19 protein-coding genes are annotated in these 18,239 nt (G+C 52.6%); 9 read left to right on the top strand and 10 right to left on the bottom strand.

What is annotated here, in order from left to right; translation table 11 throughout:
• Positions 1-166: 166 nt before the first annotated feature.
• Positions 167-916, top strand: coding sequence for an amino acid ABC transporter substrate-binding protein (locus HUN04_08980; protein ID WDP89837.1), 750 nt, complete (start codon positions 167-169; stop codon positions 914-916).
• Between the two features lie 193 nt (positions 917-1,109).
• On the opposite strand, the gene HUN04_08975 is transcribed toward HUN04_08980, so the two are convergent.
• The 7 genes from HUN04_08975 to ugpB all read right to left on the bottom strand — a co-directional run bounded on the left by HUN04_08975 (position 1,110) and on the right by ugpB (position 9,326).
• The gene (locus HUN04_08975) at positions 1,110-2,153 is read right to left on the bottom strand and encodes a M48 family metallopeptidase (protein WDP89836.1); all 1,044 of its coding nucleotides are present in this window, start codon (positions 2,151-2,153) and stop codon (positions 1,110-1,112) included.
• On the bottom strand, positions 2,150-3,490 hold the full coding sequence (locus HUN04_08970) for a DUF898 domain-containing protein (GenBank protein WDP89835.1): 1,341 nt from the start codon (positions 3,488-3,490) through the stop codon (positions 2,150-2,152). The genes HUN04_08975 and HUN04_08970 overlap by 4 nt, the downstream gene beginning before the upstream one ends.
• 38 nt (positions 3,491-3,528) lie before the next feature.
• Positions 3,529-5,385 carry a GNAT family N-acetyltransferase gene (locus HUN04_08965; protein ID WDP89834.1) on the bottom strand — a complete coding sequence of 619 codons (1,857 nt, stop codon included), beginning with the start codon at positions 5,383-5,385 and terminating at the stop codon, positions 3,529-3,531.
• Between the two features lie 110 nt (positions 5,386-5,495).
• Positions 5,496-6,080, bottom strand: a complete 585-nt coding sequence (locus HUN04_08960) for a histidine phosphatase family protein (protein WDP89833.1) — start codon at positions 6,078-6,080, stop codon at positions 5,496-5,498.
• Positions 6,080-7,000, bottom strand: a complete 921-nt coding sequence (locus HUN04_08955; GenBank protein WDP89832.1) for an ABC transporter permease subunit — start codon at positions 6,998-7,000, stop codon at positions 6,080-6,082. Before HUN04_08955 ends, HUN04_08960 begins: the two co-directional genes overlap by 1 nt.
• Positions 7,001-7,005: 5 nt before the next feature.
• Positions 7,006-7,896 carry an ABC transporter permease subunit gene (locus HUN04_08950; GenBank protein WDP89831.1) on the bottom strand — a complete coding sequence of 297 codons (891 nt, stop codon included), beginning with the start codon at positions 7,894-7,896 and terminating at the stop codon, positions 7,006-7,008.
• 104 nt (positions 7,897-8,000) lie between these two features.
• Positions 8,001-9,326: a sn-glycerol-3-phosphate ABC transporter substrate-binding protein UgpB gene (gene ugpB / locus HUN04_08945; protein WDP89830.1), complete on the bottom strand. Its 1,326-nt coding sequence runs from the start codon at positions 9,324-9,326 to the stop codon at positions 8,001-8,003.
• Positions 9,327-9,550: 224 nt separating this feature from the next.
• Here ugpB and ugpC point away from each other — a divergent pair, with 224 nt between their 5' ends.
• The 3 genes from ugpC to HUN04_08930 all read left to right on the top strand — a co-directional run bounded on the left by ugpC (position 9,551) and on the right by HUN04_08930 (position 11,896).
• On the top strand, positions 9,551-10,648 hold the full coding sequence (gene ugpC, locus HUN04_08940; protein ID WDP89829.1) for a sn-glycerol-3-phosphate ABC transporter ATP-binding protein UgpC: 1,098 nt from the start codon (positions 9,551-9,553) through the stop codon (positions 10,646-10,648).
• 151 nt (positions 10,649-10,799) lie between these two features.
• Positions 10,800-11,240, top strand: coding sequence for a GNAT family N-acetyltransferase (locus HUN04_08935; GenBank protein WDP89828.1), 441 nt, complete (start codon positions 10,800-10,802; stop codon positions 11,238-11,240).
• Positions 11,241-11,260: 20 nt separating this feature from the next.
• The gene (locus HUN04_08930) at positions 11,261-11,896 is read left to right on the top strand and encodes a hypothetical protein (protein WDP89827.1); all 636 of its coding nucleotides are present in this window, start codon (positions 11,261-11,263) and stop codon (positions 11,894-11,896) included.
• 40 nt (positions 11,897-11,936) lie between these two features.
• Here the strand turns inward: HUN04_08930 and HUN04_08925 are convergent, their stop codons facing one another.
• Genes HUN04_08925 through HUN04_08915 form a run of 3 tightly spaced genes read right to left on the bottom strand, consistent with a single transcriptional unit; the run spans position 11,937 to position 14,011 of the window.
• Complete coding sequence (locus HUN04_08925) at positions 11,937-12,248, bottom strand: divalent-cation tolerance protein CutA (GenBank protein ID WDP89826.1); 312 nt, start codon at positions 12,246-12,248, stop codon at positions 11,937-11,939.
• A 10-nt stretch (positions 12,249-12,258) separates the two neighbouring features.
• On the bottom strand, positions 12,259-13,518 hold the full coding sequence (gene lysA, locus HUN04_08920; protein WDP89825.1) for a diaminopimelate decarboxylase: 1,260 nt from the start codon (positions 13,516-13,518) through the stop codon (positions 12,259-12,261).
• Positions 13,519-13,552: 34 nt separating this feature from the next.
• Positions 13,553-14,011, bottom strand: coding sequence for an Lrp/AsnC family transcriptional regulator (locus HUN04_08915; protein WDP89824.1), 459 nt, complete (start codon positions 14,009-14,011; stop codon positions 13,553-13,555).
• A 253-nt stretch (positions 14,012-14,264) separates the two neighbouring features.
• Between HUN04_08915 and HUN04_08910 the strand changes: the two genes are divergently transcribed.
• The 5 genes from HUN04_08910 to HUN04_08890 all read left to right on the top strand — a co-directional run bounded on the left by HUN04_08910 (position 14,265) and on the right by HUN04_08890 (position 18,192).
• Positions 14,265-15,797: a response regulator gene (locus HUN04_08910; protein ID WDP89823.1), complete on the top strand. Its 1,533-nt coding sequence runs from the start codon at positions 14,265-14,267 to the stop codon at positions 15,795-15,797.
• 89 nt (positions 15,798-15,886) lie between these two features.
• On the top strand, positions 15,887-16,240 hold the full coding sequence (locus tag HUN04_08905; GenBank protein ID WDP89822.1) for a PilZ domain-containing protein: 354 nt from the start codon (positions 15,887-15,889) through the stop codon (positions 16,238-16,240).
• Positions 16,241-16,261: 21 nt separating this feature from the next.
• On the top strand, positions 16,262-16,723 hold the full coding sequence (locus HUN04_08900; protein WDP89821.1) for a chemotaxis protein CheX: 462 nt from the start codon (positions 16,262-16,264) through the stop codon (positions 16,721-16,723).
• A gap of 39 nt (positions 16,724-16,762) precedes the next feature.
• The gene (locus HUN04_08895) at positions 16,763-17,137 is read left to right on the top strand and encodes a response regulator (GenBank protein WDP89820.1); all 375 of its coding nucleotides are present in this window, start codon (positions 16,763-16,765) and stop codon (positions 17,135-17,137) included.
• Positions 17,134-18,192: a sigma-54-dependent Fis family transcriptional regulator gene (locus tag HUN04_08890; GenBank protein ID WDP89819.1), complete on the top strand. Its 1,059-nt coding sequence runs from the start codon at positions 17,134-17,136 to the stop codon at positions 18,190-18,192. The genes HUN04_08895 and HUN04_08890 overlap by 4 nt, the downstream gene beginning before the upstream one ends.
• Positions 18,193-18,239: the final 47 nt, after the last annotated feature.

Below are 18,239 nucleotides of genomic sequence, written 5' to 3'. Positions count from 1 at the left end.
AAGCGCCCTCATAGGACACAGGCCTTATGAGGGCGCCTGTTTTTCTGCCCCGATTGTTATGGCGGCGACTTAAAATGTAGCTTTACATTTACTATCATCTGCTTATAATTATCCATAGCTACCAAGCGGTACGAAATTTTCAATTAAAAAAATCGGGGAGAAAACTATGAAGCGATCTATCGTTGTATTTATCTGTGTCTGGTTTTGCTCTTTATTGACCACACAGGCCTGGTCCGAATCCATGGATGTGGCCTGTGACGAATGGCCGCCTTATCAGGTTGTGGAAGATTCGGGGAAGGTTTCCGGTTTCAGCACTGAGGTGGTAAAAGCCGTCTTTGAACGGATGGGGGTTACCCTTAACTCCCTGAAAGCCTATCCCTGGAAGCGGGCGCTGAACAATGTACAAACCGGAAAGGTCCATGCCCTTTTTTCCGCCAATTTTACCCAGGAACGGACCGCCTTTGCATGGTATCCGGAAGAACCCCTGATAGATTCCCCCTGGGTGATTTGGGTGAAAGAGGGCAGCGGCAACACCTATACCTCTCTGGAGGACCTGAAAGGAAAGACCGTTGGCGTCGTGAACGGATACAGTTACACCGAAGAATTCTGGGATTTCGTCAAGGCGAATAAGGCATTCCAGGGCGCCAATTCAGATGAAACCAATTTTAAAAAACTATCCGGCGGCAGGTTCGAATACGCCGTTGCAGAATTGGGGAACGGATACCATATTCTTAAAAAGCTGGGCATCAAAGGCATCGTGCCGGTCAAGGCGCATCCGATCAAATCCGCAGGGCTCTTTATCATGTTTAATAAGGAGAAGGTCTCCAGGGAACTGGTTGAGAAATTTTCCCAGGAACTCAAAAAATTTAAAATGGAAACCGGATACCAGAATCTGGTAAATAAGTATTTTTCATAGCGGGGTGCAAGCCGGCATGGTACCGCGTTTGAACGACGGATAAAACTTTTTGCCTGTGTAAAACGGATATAAAATACAGAAAGCGACAGGGATGGACATGGGGGCAGCCGGGCCTCAGGCGGCTGCCCCTATGTCTATTTTTTAAGAGAGTAAAAACGCAGAATATCCCTATCTGCTTCATGAATTGCCATTATTATTCGCCGCGAAATGGCTTGAGCCGTTCGGCCATCCGGGGGTGGGTGGAAAGGTAGCTGGTCCATTTTTTCCCATTGCCGGCGGTGTTGCGTTTCTGGCGCATCTTTTTTTCGATGCGGTCCATGAGATCGGCGAACCGGTGCAGGGGGATATCCGAGCGGCGCAGACCGTTGAGGGCGTATTGGTCGGCTTCCAGTTCAAATCCCCGGGAGTAGGCCATCTGGGTGAGGAAGAGGGGCAGTCCCATGAAGAGTTCTGCCGAGCCGGACACATCGCCGGTGAAGGCCAGCAGGGCAAATCCCAGCAGGGAGTCCTGGATTACGGTTCTCAGGCCGTGCCGGTGGATGATGTGGCCGGTTTCGTGGAGGAGGACGGCCAGCAGTTCGTCGTCGTGCTGGGCGGTTTCTACCATTTCATCGGTGAATATGACGGTGCCGTCCGGCAGGGCAAAAGCGTTGGGGCCGATGCGGCCGCCTTGGCGGAAAATGATCTTGATGCCCTGGTCCATGTGTGCATCCAGCACCGGCTGAAAGTGATTGAGGATGCGGTCTTTGGTCTCTTCATCCAGTGTTGAGGGCTTGAAAACGGATTTGTCCAGGAAGTCAAGGGTCCGGACTCCGGCATAGCTCAGGGTGGAGGCCGGGAGGCAATGGGCGATGGCATTGGATGCTGCGGGAACGCCGTAGCGGACCGTTCCCCAGATAAAAACAAGGAGGACGGCCAGGGCAGCGAGTACGTAGGGCATCCGGCTTTCAAGGAAGTGGACCATGTCCGTCCACGACCCCCGGCCGGCCTCGGCCATGATTCCGTCAACTCCTTCATTGTCATGGGTTTCGAATTTTGCGCCCCCGGGAAAATAAAGATACCGGGGGGTATGGGCCAGCCGGGGGCTGATGTTTATCCGGCTGAAATTTTCGGTTTCCATTTTTGTGCCGTCCGGTGTGAGGACGGCACAGCGGCGGCCGTCAGCCGATATGGTGAGGGCCGCTTCCACTGTGCGCGAGGTTTTGCCGTCGTAGTATCTGCCTTTGATTGAAATCACAGTCCGATGTCCAGGTCAAAAAAATCACCGGCTTCTTCGCCCAGGGCACTGACCTCTTCCTGCTCTTGGGCAATGAAATTATCAAGGTCTCCCTTTGCCATGAAGACGAGGTGGTCCAGCTTGTACCTGACGGTCCGCACATGGGCCCAGGGGTAGAAAATACCCAGGGTCACCACCGATGCCAGGGTGTTGACGATGATCAGGCCCAGATATCCCTTGATTTCCAGATCGGCGTCAAAACTGTGCCGGCCCAGCAGGGTGGAGTTGAAGATCAGGTTGGTGGTCTTTACACTGAAATAGGCAAAAAGATAGAGATAGAGCACGATGGCGACCAGGCTGGCAACCGGTGGGAAAATAACACTGGCGATGCCCATTAGGACCGCACCGATAATGATGGGGATCAGGGCCCAGAGGACCATGGCGTAATAGTCCCTGTGGGTGGCGGTGAATTCAAATGAGGCGGTGCCGTAGCTATAGTTTTCCACAATGAATTTTTTCTGGCGGAATATGGCCCAGGGGGACAGGATGCCAAGGGTCAGGCCTGCCAGGAGGGGGAATAGAATAAATACCTTGGCGGCCTCTCCGACACTGCCCTGGAATCCGAAGCGGATATTTTTATAGGCGCTGTTCCGGGCATTAAAGGCCAGGGAGCGGACCACAAGCCAGGGCATGATAATGACGAACAGAAGACTGAGTATCGTTCCGGCCAGGGGAAAAATTTTGGAGACCACGGAATAGCCGATGAAGAATGCGGCGACGATGATCCGTCCTTTGAGGATGTTTTTAGGATCGGCCAGGTATTCGAAGCTGGAGCCGTTGAGCAGGGTGCTGCCGTAAAAGTATTGTTTCCGTCTTACCTTGGCCCAGGCCGAGTATATGCCCAGGGTGAGGATGGAAAGGATGAGGTTGACGATCCAGATTTTGAAATATTCAGAACCCGTACCCATAAATTCAAAGGGTAGGGCTCTGGTTTGGACGGTTCTTGTAATGGGGGCACGGCCGCTTTCGGGCGGCGCCTGGCCCGTCTGATCCATTGGGGACTTTTCCATGACAGGGGCGGCCAACTCGGGTTCAGGAGATCTATGGGGTGCAGGATCGGTCTCCGCTGGGACGGACCGGGTCAAAACCACATTTAGCCCGGCTTTTTTGAGGGCAATGCCGTATTCCTTTGCCCGTTGGGGGGGGAGGTCTTTTTCTATATAAACCCGGCCGCTGTTTAAAAGCTGGCTGGCCTTTTCAACCGTGAAATCGAAGTTTTCCACCAGGGCGGCTTTGACACTCTCTTTGCTATAGCCGTCAAGAATGCGTCCCTTGTAAACAATGTTGTAATTTGCCATAAATATCTCTCTGAATGAATTGTGATTAAGCCCGGGTATTACGAAAAGGGCATTTCTACCTCGACTTCCCCGGTACCGGAGCGGATGAATCTGGCCTCGGGGTATTTTTTCTGGAACATATACAGCATTTTTTCATTTTCCGCCAGCACCGTTGCCGTGAACCGGGTATAATTGTTTTCCCTGGCGATTTTTTCCAGGGCATCGAGAAGGAAGGAGCCGATCCCCTGGCCGTGGAGTTCCTCCCGGACCAGAAAGGCAACTTCCGCAACATCCGGGCCGGCCTCGGCATAGGAGCCGATGGCCACAATCTGTTTGCGCTTGCCCCTTTGCATCAGGGCGATCAGGCTCATATTCCGCCGGTAATCAACCTCCGCCCATTGTTCCTGGAGCATCTTACGGGAAAACACCTTCCGCTTGTTAAAAAAGCGGTAATAGATGGAATCTTCCTGGAGGGAGTAATAAAAGTGCCTTGATTCGAATTCATCCGAAGGCAGCAGCGGCCTGACCTCAAGACTCTTGCCGGCGGGCAGGGTGAGGGTATCCTTATAGGAATCCAAAAAGAGCAGGTCCTGTTGGCTGGGGGGCAGCTGGTCACCGAAAATATAATGGCGCTGTTTGGCCTGTTCAATGAGTTCTTTCCGGAATTTGGGGTGGGCAATCTGGGCCAGTTCCATCACCCGCTGGGAAATGCTTTTGCGCCGGATTTCAGCGATTCCGTATTCGGTAACCACAATATCGATGTCCCCACGGGTGGTGGCCACGCCGGCGCCTTCGCTGAGGTGGGGGACGATGCGGGAGACTTCCCCGTTCTGGGCCGTTGAGGGGATAATCACAATGGAGAAGCCCCCCCTGGACATGGCCGACCCCCGGATAAAATCCACCTGGTCCCCGATGCCCGAGTAAAAGAGATACCCCTTGGAATCTGTACATATCTGGCCGGTGAGGTCCACTTCCAGGGCAGAGGAAATGGAGATGAAATTATCATTTTTTGCAATTACATTGGGGTCGTTTACAAATTCCGAGGACCTGAAATAAAACATGGGGTTATCGTGGACAAATTCGTAAAGTTCCCTGGACCCCATGCACAGGGAGGTGACGGCCCGGTCCGTCAGGTAGTTTTTCTGGGTATTGGTGACGGCCTTGGCTTTGAGCAGGGGGAGCAGCCCGTCTGTGATGACCTGGGTGTGGATGCCCAGTTCCTTTTTGCCGACCAGGTAGGGAACCACGGCATCGGGCAGGTGGCCGAACCCGATCTGGAGGGTGGCACCGTCGTCAACAAGCTGGCTGACGTAATGGCCGATGCGTTCAATGACCTTCTGGTTCTTGGTCTCGGGCAAAGATTCCACCAGGGGTTCCTCCCAGGGGACCAGATAATCGATTTCATCAATGTGGATCAGGGAATCCCCCCAGGTCCTGGGCATGTTGGGATTGACCTGGGCAATGACCATGTCCGCATTTTTGGTGCCTGAGAGGGTGATGTCCACTGAGATGCCCAGGGAACAAAATCCATGGGGATCCGGAGGCGAAACCTGTATCAGGGCCACATCCAGGCCGATTTCATTGTCCTTGAATACCTTTGGGATCTGGGAAAGATAAATGGGGATATAGTCGATCTTCCCTTCAAAGGCAAACCGCCGCATTTTGGGGGAGATGAAGAAAAGCTTGATGGAAAACCGGGAAAGAAAATTTTTGCTGCTGACATATTCGGAAAGGGTGGAGGAGAGCATCTGGTAAACGATGATGTCCTGAATGGCCGGGTTCTCGACCATGGCCCGGATGAGCTTCTGGGGCTCACCGCAGCCCGTTCCGATAAAGACCCTGGATCCATTATGGATTTTTTTAACGCTTTCTTCCGGTGTGAGGAGCTTTTCCGGGCAAATTTCCTGTAAGTTCATATATTCTCTCCTGCCGAACACAGACTACCGGTTGAGCAATTTCGAACAATGATGATACCCGGGACCAATTATTAATCAAATCCCGGGTAAAAGTACAGGAAAAACAAAGCTCATGGTCGGGCTTGACGTATTTCGGCCGTGTCCAGGTGGTGGATTTCCCGGTGGCGGTGCGGATCCCATCCCTTTAGCCAGGTTAAAAAAATCTGGAGGGTATCCCCGTGGGACACCAGAAGGATATCTTTATTTTCATACTGGTTTTCGAGGTTCAGAATACAATTCTGCACCCGATCCAGGACGGCATTTACCCCTTCAACCCCCTGGGGCGGCGGGTCCAGTCTCTGGGCATCCCCCTCCCAGACCCGGGGGTAATTTTCGTCGCCGGTCAGTTCAAAGTCACCGAAAAAACGTTCCCTGAGCTGGGGGATACAGGTGACGCCGCCCCGGGTACTGAGGTGGTTATCCACAATCTGGGCCGTTTCCCGTGCCCTTTTGAAATCCGATGAAACGATGACGGTCTCTTCATCCAGTCCCTTGAATGCCTCTATGGCGCCGGCGGCCTGGGCCTTCCCGGTTTGGGAGAGTCCGTAGCCCGGAATACCGTTTTCCGGGCTGGACACGATGATTTTTTCAACGTTGGCCAGGCTCTGGCCGTGGCGCATGACGTAATACCGGTTTTTAACCGTGGTAAAATCCATTATTTTTCTTTTTCGATGAGGCCTTTGACAAACCACCGCTGCATAAACAGCACCACCAGTACCGGCGGCAGCATGACCAGAAGTGCACCGCCCAGAGCAATATTCCATTCCGGCAGGTCGTCGGCCTGGGGAATGAGGTTCTGCAGACCGATGACCGCAGTGGTCATTTTGGTGTTGGTGGTGACCAGCAGGGGCCACAGGTATTGGTTATACCCATAGACAAATTCAATGACCACCAGAGCGGCGATATTGGTTTTGGACAGGGGAAAGAGAATTTTCCTGAAAAAGGTCATGGGTGAGGCACCGTCTATTTTTGCCGCCTCGCAGAGTTCTTCGGGAATGGTCAAAAAGAACTGCCGGAACAAAAAGGTACAGGTGGCCGAGGCGATCAAAGGAAAGATCAAGCCGGAGTAAGAGTCCAGGAGGCTCCAGTTCAGGGTGAGGCTGAACTCGTTGCCCGTGAACCAGGAAACCACTCCGTTGAGGTGGAGGACATCCCAGACGGCCTGCAGGGGGGATAGCACATTGGCCGCCATTTCATAAGTGGGCAGGATCCTCACCTCCACGGGCAGCATCAGGGTGCAGAATACCGATGCAAAGGCCAGCTTTCGGAATCTATAGTCAAAGTAGACGATGGAAAAGGCACCGATCATGGAGACGCAGATTTTCCCGACGGTTATCCCGGTTGCCATGATAAAGGAGTTGGTGATCTGGGTGCCCAGATCGCCCCGGGTCCAGGCCTCTTTCATGTTCACCATAAACTGGTCGCCCGGTATCAGGGGCATGGGCACCCGGGATACCTCATCCAGAGGCAGGGTGGCCGCAATCAGACTGTAGATGATGGGAAAGCCCACAATGAGGATACCGATCATCAAAAATGCATATGTCAAAAAATCAAGTATGGGGGTTCGTTCAACCATAATATTTATCCGCTGTATTGCACCTTCTTTTCAACAAATTTGAACTGAAGGAAGGTGATAATAATTATTAAAGACATGAGCACCACGGACTGGGCCGATGAAGAGCCCAGGTTCAGGCCCACAAAGCCGTCCTGGTAGACCTTGTACACCAGGATGTTGGTGGAGCCGCCCGGCCCCCCCTGGGTGACGGTGTGGATGATGCCGAAGGTTTCAAAAAAAGAGTAGATGATGTTCATTACCATCAGAAAGAAAAAGGTCGGGGAGAGCAGGGGCAGGGTAATGGTCCAGAACCGCCTGAAGGGGCCGGCACCGTCAATGGCCGCCGCCTCGATCAGGGATTTGGGAACGGCCTGCATGCCCGCCACAAAGAATACGAAATTATAGGAGACCTCTTTCCATGCGCTGGCCATGACGATCATGATCATGGCGTCGGTTCCGTAGAGCACCGGGTTCCAGTCCACGCCCATGCTTTTTTTAATGGCAATGGCCACAATCCCGTAGGAGGGATGGAGAAGAAATAGCCACATGATACCTGAAATGGCCGGGGCCACGGCATAGGGCCAGATGAGCATGGTCCTTACCAGGGCCTTGGCTTTCAGCGCGCGGTTGGCCATGGAGGCGATGAACAGTCCTAAAGAGATGGAAACCGCTGCCGTGGCCAGGCTGAAGATAAAGGTGATGAGGATGGATTTCAGGTAGAGGGGGTCGGTGAACAATTCAATGTAATTATAAAACCATACAAAGGTGGATTTTCTGCCAAAAGGGTCGCTGAGCAGAAAGGATTGTATGATGCCCTGGATCGCCGGCCAGTAAAAAAAGGTCAGAGTGACCAGTATCTGGGGTAAGATCAGAAGGTAGGGCAGATACCTGGATTTAAAAAAGGAACGTTTAATCATAATCCTAACAGTTTATACGATGCTAAAATGATAGCAGTGGTCGCGTAGAAAAGCCGGACAGATGTGCTGTGCTGCAGGATCTGTCCGGCTTTTTACTCTAAATGCTATTTATAAGTTTTGGCAAAGGTTTTCAGTTGGGCGTTGCTTCTGGCAGTCGCATCATCCAATGCCTTCTGGGGGGATTTCTTCCCGTTCCAGACCATCTCCAGTTCTTCGTTGATGATGTTCCTGATCTGGACAAAATAGCCCAGGCGCAGGCCCCGGGAAATCTTGGTGGGGATGGCCCGGTTGAGCTGGCTGATGCCCACTTCCTGAAGGGGATCGCTGTCATAGTATCCTTTGGCTTTCAGGGATTCGTAGGCGTCAATGGTGATGGGGAAGTAACCGGTTTCCTTGTGCCAGAATTCCTGCATCTCGTTGGAGGCCAGGAATTTCAGGAAGGCGGCAACGCCCTTGTATTCTTCTTTGGTGTGTCCGTTAAGCACCCACAGCGATGCCCCGCCGATGATGGAGTTCTGGGGGGTGGTACCGGCTTCGATGGGCAGGGGCGCCGCATCCCATTTAAAATCCTTTACCGCTTTTTTCAGCTTGGCAATGCCGGAGATGGAATCGATGTAGATGGCGGCATTCTGGGCAATGAATTCGGATTTGGGACCCTGGTATTTCTGCCCGCCGTACATGAACCGCTTGTCATCGGCCCAGGATTTCAGGCGGGTGATGTGTTTGACCACCATGGGATTGTTGATTTCAAGCTCGCAGTCCAGTCCTTCGTATCCATTGGCTTTGGAGGCAAAGGGGGTGTTGTGGATGGCGGAGTAGTTTTCGATCTGGGTCCAGGACTGCCATGCAGTGACCATGCCTGCGGGGGCGATCCCTGCCTGGACCAGCTTTTTGGTGATTTCACCCAGTTCGTCCCAGGTGACGGGCTCGGTTTTGGACAGGGGAGCGATGCCCGCCTTTTTAAACATATCCACATTGTAATACATGATGGGGGTGGAGCTGTTGAAGGGCATGGAGACAAGATTCCCGTCGGCGTTCATATAGTAGGAGAGAACGGCCTGGAGGTAACGGCTCCAGTCGATGTCATAGCCGGTGTCCTTCATCAGTTCAAATACAGGATATACGGCGCCGGAGAGCATCATGGTCTGGGTGCCGACTTCAAATACCTGGAGAATGTGGGGCTGTTTTTTTGCCCGGAATGCGGCCACGCCGGCATTCATGGTTTCATCATAGTTGCCCTTGAAGGTACCGACCACTTTGTAGTCGGACTGGGAGGCATTGAACTCTTCAATCATTTTTGCAACCACTTCACCGCGGGCGCTTCTCATGGCATGCCACCAATTGATGGTGACGGGTTTGGCAAATACCGATGCCGGCAGGGCCAGGCACAGGGCTGTCATGACCAACAGGGCTATCCGAGTCAGTTTCATGGGATATTTCTCCTTATCCTATAGTTAAATATGGTTCCGGGGTTAATTTAAGTGTTGTCTGCTTCACATAAAACTTTTTGGGTTAGCCCTGATTTAGTTGGATATTGTTAAGGTGTCAAGATTTAATTGGATTTTTAAAAAAAGATTTGCTTATTCACCTGTTTTATTGTTTATTGGGGCAAAATTTTAAAAATTCCCCGAATAATTAATTTTTTGGAAGTTAAATGGCTGAATTAAAGTTTAAAAAGGTTGTAAAGAAGTACGGTAAAACCCAGGTGGTCCACGGACTGGACCTGGATATCAAGGATAAGGAGTTTCTGGTTCTGGTCGGGCCGTCGGGCTGCGGCAAATCCACATTGCTGCGGATGGTGGCCGGCCTGGAAGAGATCTCCGGCGGCACCATTTCCATCAACGGCAAAGTGGTCAATGATATCGCCCCCAAGGACCGGGGGCTGGCCATGGTGTTCCAGAACTATGCCCTCTATCCCCATATGAACGTGTTCGACAACATGTCCTTCGGACTGAAACTGAGCAAAACCCCCGGGGAAGAGATCCGGCAGCGGGTCCAGGATGTAGCGGAAATCCTTGGGCTGGGAGACCTGCTGAAAAGAAAGCCCCACGAGCTTTCCGGCGGGCAGCGCCAGCGGGTGGCCATGGGCCGTGCCATGGTCCGGAAACCCTCTATATTTTTATTTGACGAACCCCTGTCCAACCTGGATGCCAAGCTGAGAATCCAGATGCGGGCGGAAATCAAGATGCTCCACCAGCGGGTGGATTCGACCATTATCTACGTCACCCACGACCAGGTGGAGGCCATGACCCTGGCCGACCGCATCGTAGTACTCAAAGACGGCTACATTGAACAGGTGGGCACCCCCCTTGAACTTTTTTCCAATCCCGCCAACACCTTTGTGGCCGGCTTCATCGGCACCCCGCCCATGAATCTGGTGGACTGCACCATTACAAAAGAGGGGGATGCATTTTTTGCGGTATTTGAATCAGGCCTGAGAATCCCCGTTCCCCCAAAAGAGGGGGTGCTGCTTGAAGGGGGCACCAACGCCGTGATGGGGTTGCGGGCAGAGGAAATCACCCCCAAGGAAACCGGAAAAGCGGTCCCGGAAGACTGGCAGTTCGAAGGCCGGGTGGTCGTGGCCGAGCCCCTGGGCAGCGAAACTTACCTGCACATGGATATCAACGGAGTGAATATGATGTCAAAGAGTGAAGGCAAGCAGGTCTATGCCCCCGGCGACACCGTTTGTCTCTCAATGAACCTGGAGGAGCTGCATCTCTTTGATGCTGCAACCACAAAGGTCATTTACTAGACATTGTTTTATTCACCCATCGAATAAAGGGCCGGGACCTTGCCCGTAAAACCGGACAGGTCCGGCGCCACGGCTGCTTTTCAGCCCCGGCCCGGCGTTTCCATGAAAAATTTCTTGTGCAATGATTAACTCCGCCAGGAGAAGAAACGGCATGAACGGCACATTGACATTGCGTCCTGCCACCATGGCGGATGCGGATATCACCATGGAATGGCGAAACGATCCAGACACCAGGAAATCCAGCCGGAATACATCGCCGGTGGAGCGGGAAGAACATCTGGTCTGGCTGGCCTGCGTATTGGCGGACAGCAATCGCCAATTGTTAATTGCCCAGGAGGCCGGTGTGCCCGTGGGTACGGTGCGGGCGGACCTGTCCGGAGGTGTATGGGAGCTATCCTGGACCACGGCCCCCCAAGCCAGGGGAAGGGGGGTGGCCAAGCAAATGGTGGCTTTGGCGGCAGGGCGGATTTCAGGGCCTGTCCGGGCGGAAATTAAAAAAAATAACCCGGCGTCGGCGCGAATTGCCGAGTATGCGGGCATGGATTTTATAGGGGAAGAAAATGGTGTTCTTCATTACCGCCGGAACCAATAGGCGTAAACCCGTACAGGAGAATGAGACGTTTGGGTACAGGTGCTGAGATTCGTTTCAAAAGAGGATTTGGGGCGGCAGCGGTTGCTGCCGTTTTGATATTTATGGCCGGCTGCGCCTGGTTTGAGTCCGACACCGAGGCGATAACGCCTCTCCGCTTCGGGGTGATGAACTCCCTCCCCGACCATGCCTGTTTTTTCCCAGGCAATGGGGATGCCGCCGGAGCCATCCAGGGACTTTCCCTGAAAATAAGGGTGATGGAGCGTGTGGGCCGGTACCTGGAAGATCTGGGATATGAGGTGCTGGCGGTTGAAAATGAATCCTCCCTTTTGACCGGACGGGTGGACATGCTCCTTGAAATTGTCCCGGAAGGACTGCCCGGTTGCCCGGCAGCGGCAGGATACGGGTTTGACGGCGGCCGACTTTCCCCGGGGCACTCTCCCCGGTCTTTTGTCTCCTTTTACCTGGCCATGCGCCGCCAGCACAGTCCCCGGGTGATCCGCACCAATCCCCTGGTACAGTTTTCCTTTTTGCCTGTCCAGGGGCTTGCCCCAACATGGGATGAATTATCCGGAGAGGATAAAGAGACGCTGGATTTGAATTTGAGGGAGAATATGGATGACGCCCTGGATATCCATTTCAGCCGCCTTAAAATTTGAGGCGGCTTCTATCGGCCTTGGGCCTGGTTTGAAAACTCGCTTATCGGGTATGCTCATCCATCCAGTTTAGATAGGATGGAAGTCCCTGTTCAATGGGGACGCTGATGATCTGGGGCACCTCATATCCGTGGTGCCCGGCAATGAATTTTTCAATTGCAGGATAGAGTTCTGTCGTTGTCTTGATAACCATTCGGAATTCAGGATCGGTGTGAACCTTGTTTTTCCAGGTATAGATACTGGTCACCGGGTGGATCTGGACGCAGGCGGCCAGTCTTTTCTCCAGCAGTTTCCCGGCCAGGCCATGGGCCTCGGCCTGGCTTTCACAGGTGACCAATACCATACAATAGGACATGGGGCCTCCTTTAGGGGGTCATGGTTTTGGGGGTAAAGTTCAGGGTGGCAAAATAGTCGTCCATGGTTTCGGCCCTGCGGATAAGCGCTACGCTGCCGTCTGTTTTCAACAGCAGTTCCTTGGGGCGCAGGTGGCCGTTGTAGTTGAATCCCATGGCATGGCCGTGGGCGCCGGTGTCATGGATGATGAGGATGTCCCCCTCGCTGGTTTCGGGCAGGTCCCGCTGAACCGCGAATTTATCGTTGTTTTCACACAGGGCGCCGACCACATCCACGGGCTTTACGGGCAGGCCGGATTCTTTGCCCAAAATATGGATATGATGGTAGGCATCGTACATGCCCGGCCGCATGAGGGCGGACATGGAGGCGTCTACGCCCACATATTTTCTGTAGATTTCCTTGTGGTTGATCACGGAGGTCACCAGGGCGCCGTGGGGGCCGGTGATATAGCGCCCGCTTTCCATATACAGCCGGGGGATCCATCCGTTTTTCTCTTTAAAGTCCTTAAAGGAGGCCACAATGCCGGCGGCCATGGCCTGGATATCGAACCGGGGGGCCTCGGGCAGGTAGGGGATGCCCAGGCCCCCGCCGATGTTGATAAATTCAAATTTGATGCCCAGTTTGCCGTGGATTTCCCCAATCAGTTCCAGGAGCATATCCGCCGTATCGATCATGTACTGGTGGTTCAGTTCGTTGGAGGCCAGCATGGTATGGATGCCGAAGCGTTTCACCCCTGCGTCCCGGGCCAGCTCATAGGCCCGGACCACCTGGTCGTTGCTGACGCCGTACTTGGATTCCAGGGGGTTGCCGATGATGCTGTTGCCGTTCCGTTTTGCCCCGGGATTGTATCTGAAGCAGAGCAGCTCCGGCATCTGGGGAAGCTTGGGCAGCAGGGAAATATCGTCCAGGTTGATGATGCACCCCTCCTGGTCCAGGGCGGCGGTGAACTGGGCCCGGCTGGTATTGTTTGAGGTGAACATGATGTCATCTCCGGTGCTGCCGATTCGTCTGGCCAGGGTGAGTTCCGGTACGGATGAACAGTCAAATCCAAACCCCTGGGATCTCAGGATTTCCATGACAGAGGGATTGGGCAGGGCCTTGACGGCAAAAAATTCCTTGAATCCCTCAATGGGTGAGAATGCCGTGTTCAGTTCTTGACATGTACTGAGGATCCCGGCTTCATCGTAAATATGAAAAGGGGTGCCGAAGGTGCTGACAATATCCTTTAAAATGGGGGTCAATCTGCTTTTGAATTCGGTTGACATGGGCATGGTGCTGTTTCCTTATCTATATTTAGGATGCCGGCTAAATCTGATCCGGCAGTTTTATCTTGGCGCTTTCCTTAAAGGAGGAAAGGGCAATGGATGTCCGGGTACCTTCAACGGCATCTATGGCGGCGATTTTTTTGCGTATCACCTCATCCAGCTCCCTGTTTCCCGATGTTTTGATCTTGGCCATGAGGCTGTCTTCCCCGGCCAGATAGTGGACCTCCTGAACCTGTTCAATGGCGGCCAGTTGTTCGCCCGCATTCTGGATCATTGAGGGCGGGCTGACCCTGACATGTACAAAGGCCGTCATGGCGCAGTCGAACATTTCGGGGTTCAGCCGGACCTCATATCCCTGGATGACCCCCCGGGCCTCCAGTTTTTTAATGCGTTCAAGAACCGCGGACGGCGCCATTCCAATGGTTCTTGCCACTTCTACGTTGGGTATTCTTGCTTTTTTCTGTAAAATTTTGAGAATCTGAAGGTCTGTTTTATCCATACGCTTTTGTCCGAAGGTTGTACTGCTTTTGTTTCTGGTTGACTGTGTATTCTATGTTGAACCGGTCGCTTTTTGTAAAATATTCATTTTTATAGGCTGTGTCAAGAATTTTGCACTATAAAAAAGAAAGATAAAAGAATTATATTCTCAATATTTCAAATATGCCGCATTTTGATTTTTGTTGCTAAAAATAGTGCTTTCATATACATTTACCCTTAACTTTCAGAAGCGATTAACAACAGGTTGATTTTCGATGGATAAAGAAAGCGTCAAAATTCTGGTGGTGGACGATGAAGAAGGGATTCTGGACGTCACTGAAGGATATTTTCAAAGAAAAGGATATGAAGTTTACACCGCCGGTAACGGGGCCGAGGCCCTGGAGATTATCAACCGCATCAATATCGGCTGTATTTTCACTGATATCAATATGCCGGTTATGGACGGATTGGAACTGGCCGAGCGGGTCCGGCAGATTGAGAGCACCCTCCCCGTTGTGGTCATGACGGGATACCCTTCCCTGGAGAATTCCATACAGACCCTTAAAAACGGGGTTGTGGACTACCTGATCAAACCCGTTAACCTGGAACAGATGGAACTGACCCTCACCCGGATCCTGCGCGAGCGGGAGCTTTTTGTGGAAAATCTTATCCTCAAGGAGGAGGTGGAACGGCAGGAGCGGCTTCGCAAGCTCAACGAGGAACTGATCCGGCGGGTGGAAGAGGTCAATACCTTGAACCGGGTCATGGAAGACTTTGCCGCCACAGATTCCAGTTACGGCATCTTTAATAAGGTGGTGGACCTGGGGGTCGAGGAACTCAAGGCGGACAAGGTGTTTTTTCATATTTATTCGGAACAGGACCGGTCTCTGGTGCTGGTGGCAAAATCCAGTTCCGGATATGAGGACGACCTGGTGCTGAAGTCCTACAGCAGTGATATCCCCGAACAGGCCAAGGCCTTTATCGTGGAATCGTTGGAGGGGGATGAGAACCCCTGCCTGATCGCCGGTGCCGGGAGTACCAATGCCCTGGGAGAGCCGGTGCGTTCTTTCATGGGGGTTCCCCTCAAGATCAGGGATAAAATATTCGGTGTTGCCTCGGCATATATATTTGAAAACGGGCGGGCTTTCAGCGAGCAGGACATTTATTACATGAATTTTATCACCCAGAAAGCCGCCTCCGCCATTGAGAATATCGCTTTATATGAAAATATTTATGAGAATCTGTTTTCAACCCTCTATGCCTTTGTTACCGCCCTTGAGGTAAGGGATTTGTATACCCGCAAGCATTCTACGCGGGTGGCCAGGTACGCCCATATGATTGCCGAGGAAATGGGGTGTACCGAAGAGGAGCTTGATGTCATTAATTTTGCCGGTAGTTTGCATGACATCGGCAAGATCGGCATCCGGGACGATATCCTGCTTAAACCGGGACGGCTCACGGAAGACGAGTATGAGAAAATAAAGGAGCACCCGGTGATCGGTGCCGATATCATCAGCAAGCTGGGGCTCTGGGACCGGGAAATGGAAATCATCCGCCACCACCACGAGCGGTTTGACGGCAACGGATATCCCGACGGGTTGAAGGGGAACCAGATTCCAAAGCTTGCCAGGATTATGTCCGTGGCGGACTGCTACGACGCCATGGCCTCGGACAGGGCCTACCGGAAAAAAATGGACAAAAAGGATGTGCTGGCCATTATCGCCGAAAATTCGGGTACGCAGTTTGATCCTGAGGCGGTTGACGCATTTCTGCGCATTGCCGATCAGGATATGCCCGAGGACTTTTAATGGCTTGAGACTAAAATTAAAATATGCTAATTTGATTTCCAGGCAAAACCTTAGGTATCTGACGATTTCCAACATGGAGTAAACCGGCTATGGATGCAGTAAACAACGATGACAGACGAAAATATGCCAGAGTGGGATTTGCTACCAGAGTTGAAATTATATTCGATACCGGTGACAGCCGGACCGTTTTAAATGCCAGCTCCAAGGACTTGAGCCAAAAGGGGGTTTTTGCCAAAACAGATGATGCCTTTTCACCGGAAGCGCCCTGCACCGTGAATATTTTTCTCACCGGCGGGATTGAAGAGATTTCCCTGGAGATCCGGGGCCGGGTGGCCCGTCAGGGCGATGGCGGTGTGGGCATTGAATTTGAATCCATGGACGTGGACGTATATACCCATTTGAAGAATATTGTCCGTTACAACAGTGAGCAAAGCTGGGATTAAAGGGCCTGGAGGCAATCGGCTGTGGATGTAAAATTAATCAACCCGTTTATTAACGCAACCATAAATGTCCTGGAAACCATGGCCTTTATGTCGGTGGAGGCCGGGAAACCCTATTTAAAAAAAGGGACAACCGCCGTGGGGGATGTGACCGGTGTGATCGGGTTGACCGGCGTGGCCCACGGCACCATAGCCGTTACCTTTGAAGAAAGCTGCATTTTAACGGTCGTTTCAAACATGCTCGGAGAAGAAATGGAAACCCTTAACGAGGATATCTCCGATGCCGTGGGCGAGTTGACCAATATGATTTCAGGCCAGGCCAGAAAAGAGTTGGATGAGATCGGCAAGGTATTTAAGGCTGCCATTCCGTCTGTAATTACGGGTAAGAATCATACCATCAGGCATTATGTGGACGGACCGAAAATCGCCATTCCGTTTAAAACCGACGGTGGGGAATTTACTATTGAGGTGTGTTTTGACAGGTAGACGAGGGGCTTCAACCCGATTAAGGAGGAAAATGTGGCAATGGACACATCCATCAAGGTTCTGATAGTTGACGATTTTGCAACCATGCGCCGTATTTTAAAGAACATCTTAAAACAGCTTGGTTTTAAAAATCTGGTGGAAGCTGATGATGGTACAACCGCATGGGATGTCCTTGAGAGTCAGGATATTGACCTGATCATATCCGACTGGAACATGCCTAAGATGACCGGCCTTGAATTGTTGAAGAAGGTTCGTGCCAGCGCCAAATATAAAACCGCTCCCTTCCTCATGGTGACGGCAGAGGCCCAGAAACAGAATGTAATTGAGGCGGTGCAGGCCGGCGTTTCCAATTATGTTGTCAAGCCCTTCACTGCCGAGGCCATTTCCGACAAGCTGACAAAGATTCTCAAATGAGCCTTGCTTCGACGGTCCGAACCGGTGAGTGCCCTGCCAGGGGAACGGAAAAAAATGCTGACGGCTTTGACCGCACAGGCATTGCCGGTGTCAGCAACGCATTGGCCAATGTGCTGGATACGGCCCGCAAGGTAGCCAAGTCGGATTCCTCTGTGCTGATCACCGGTGAAAGCGGCACGGGCAAGGAGTTGATCGCCCGGGCCATCCATAAGAATTCCGCCAGAAGAAACGGCCCCATGGTGATCATAAACTGCGGGGCCATCCCCGGAGAACTCCTTGAAAGCGAATTGTTCGGCCACGAAAAAGGGGCTTTTACCGGGGCGCACCGGTCAAGGACAGGCCGGTTTGAAATCGCCGACCAGGGTACTATTTTTCTGGACGAAATCGGGGATATGAGTCCGGAGCTCCAGGTTAAACTGCTGCGGGCCCTTCAGGAGCGGCAGTTTGAGCGGGTAGGGGGCAGCCAGACCATTGAGGTGGATATCCGGGTGATTTCCGCCACCAATAAAGACCTTCCTGCGGCCATTGAAACCGGTACCTTCCGGGAAGACCTCTATTACCGTCTCAACGTGATTCCCATCCGTATTATGCCCCTGAGGGAGCGGACCGAGGATATCATGCCCCTTGTTGACCATTTTCAGGAGGTGCTGGTCCGGCGCTCTGCCGATTACCGCCCAAAAGAATTCACGGCTGAGGCCCGGGACATGCTGATGCGGTATGAATGGCCGGGCAACATCCGGGAACTTGAAAATCTGGTGGAGCGGATCTCCGTTCTGGTGGAAGAGGATCTTGTACCGGCCCATGACCTTCCCACCTGCATGTCCGGCGCCACGCCCGGTCAGGGCTCTCCTTCAGTGGTCTCGGTGTTCAAGAACGGTGTTGGGTTTTCGGAGGCAGTGGAGCTTTACCAGAGGGCCCTGATTGCCCATGCCCTCAACGAAACCGGCTGGGTGAAAGCCCGGGCGGCCGAGATGCTGAAAATGAACCGCACCACCCTGGTGGAGAAAATCAAAAAGCTGAACATTGAGCCTGAAGACGAAATGCCGGTTTTTTGACGCGTTCCGACGGATTCCCCTCCTTTTTACATTCTGTTTGCATGCTT

This window comes from Desulfobacter sp. (genome assembly GCA_028768525.1).
GTDB lineage: Bacteria > Desulfobacterota > Desulfobacteria > Desulfobacterales > Desulfobacteraceae > Desulfobacter.
Note: the sequence above shows the minus strand (reverse complement) of the source record. Positions and strands in the feature narration are given on the sequence as shown.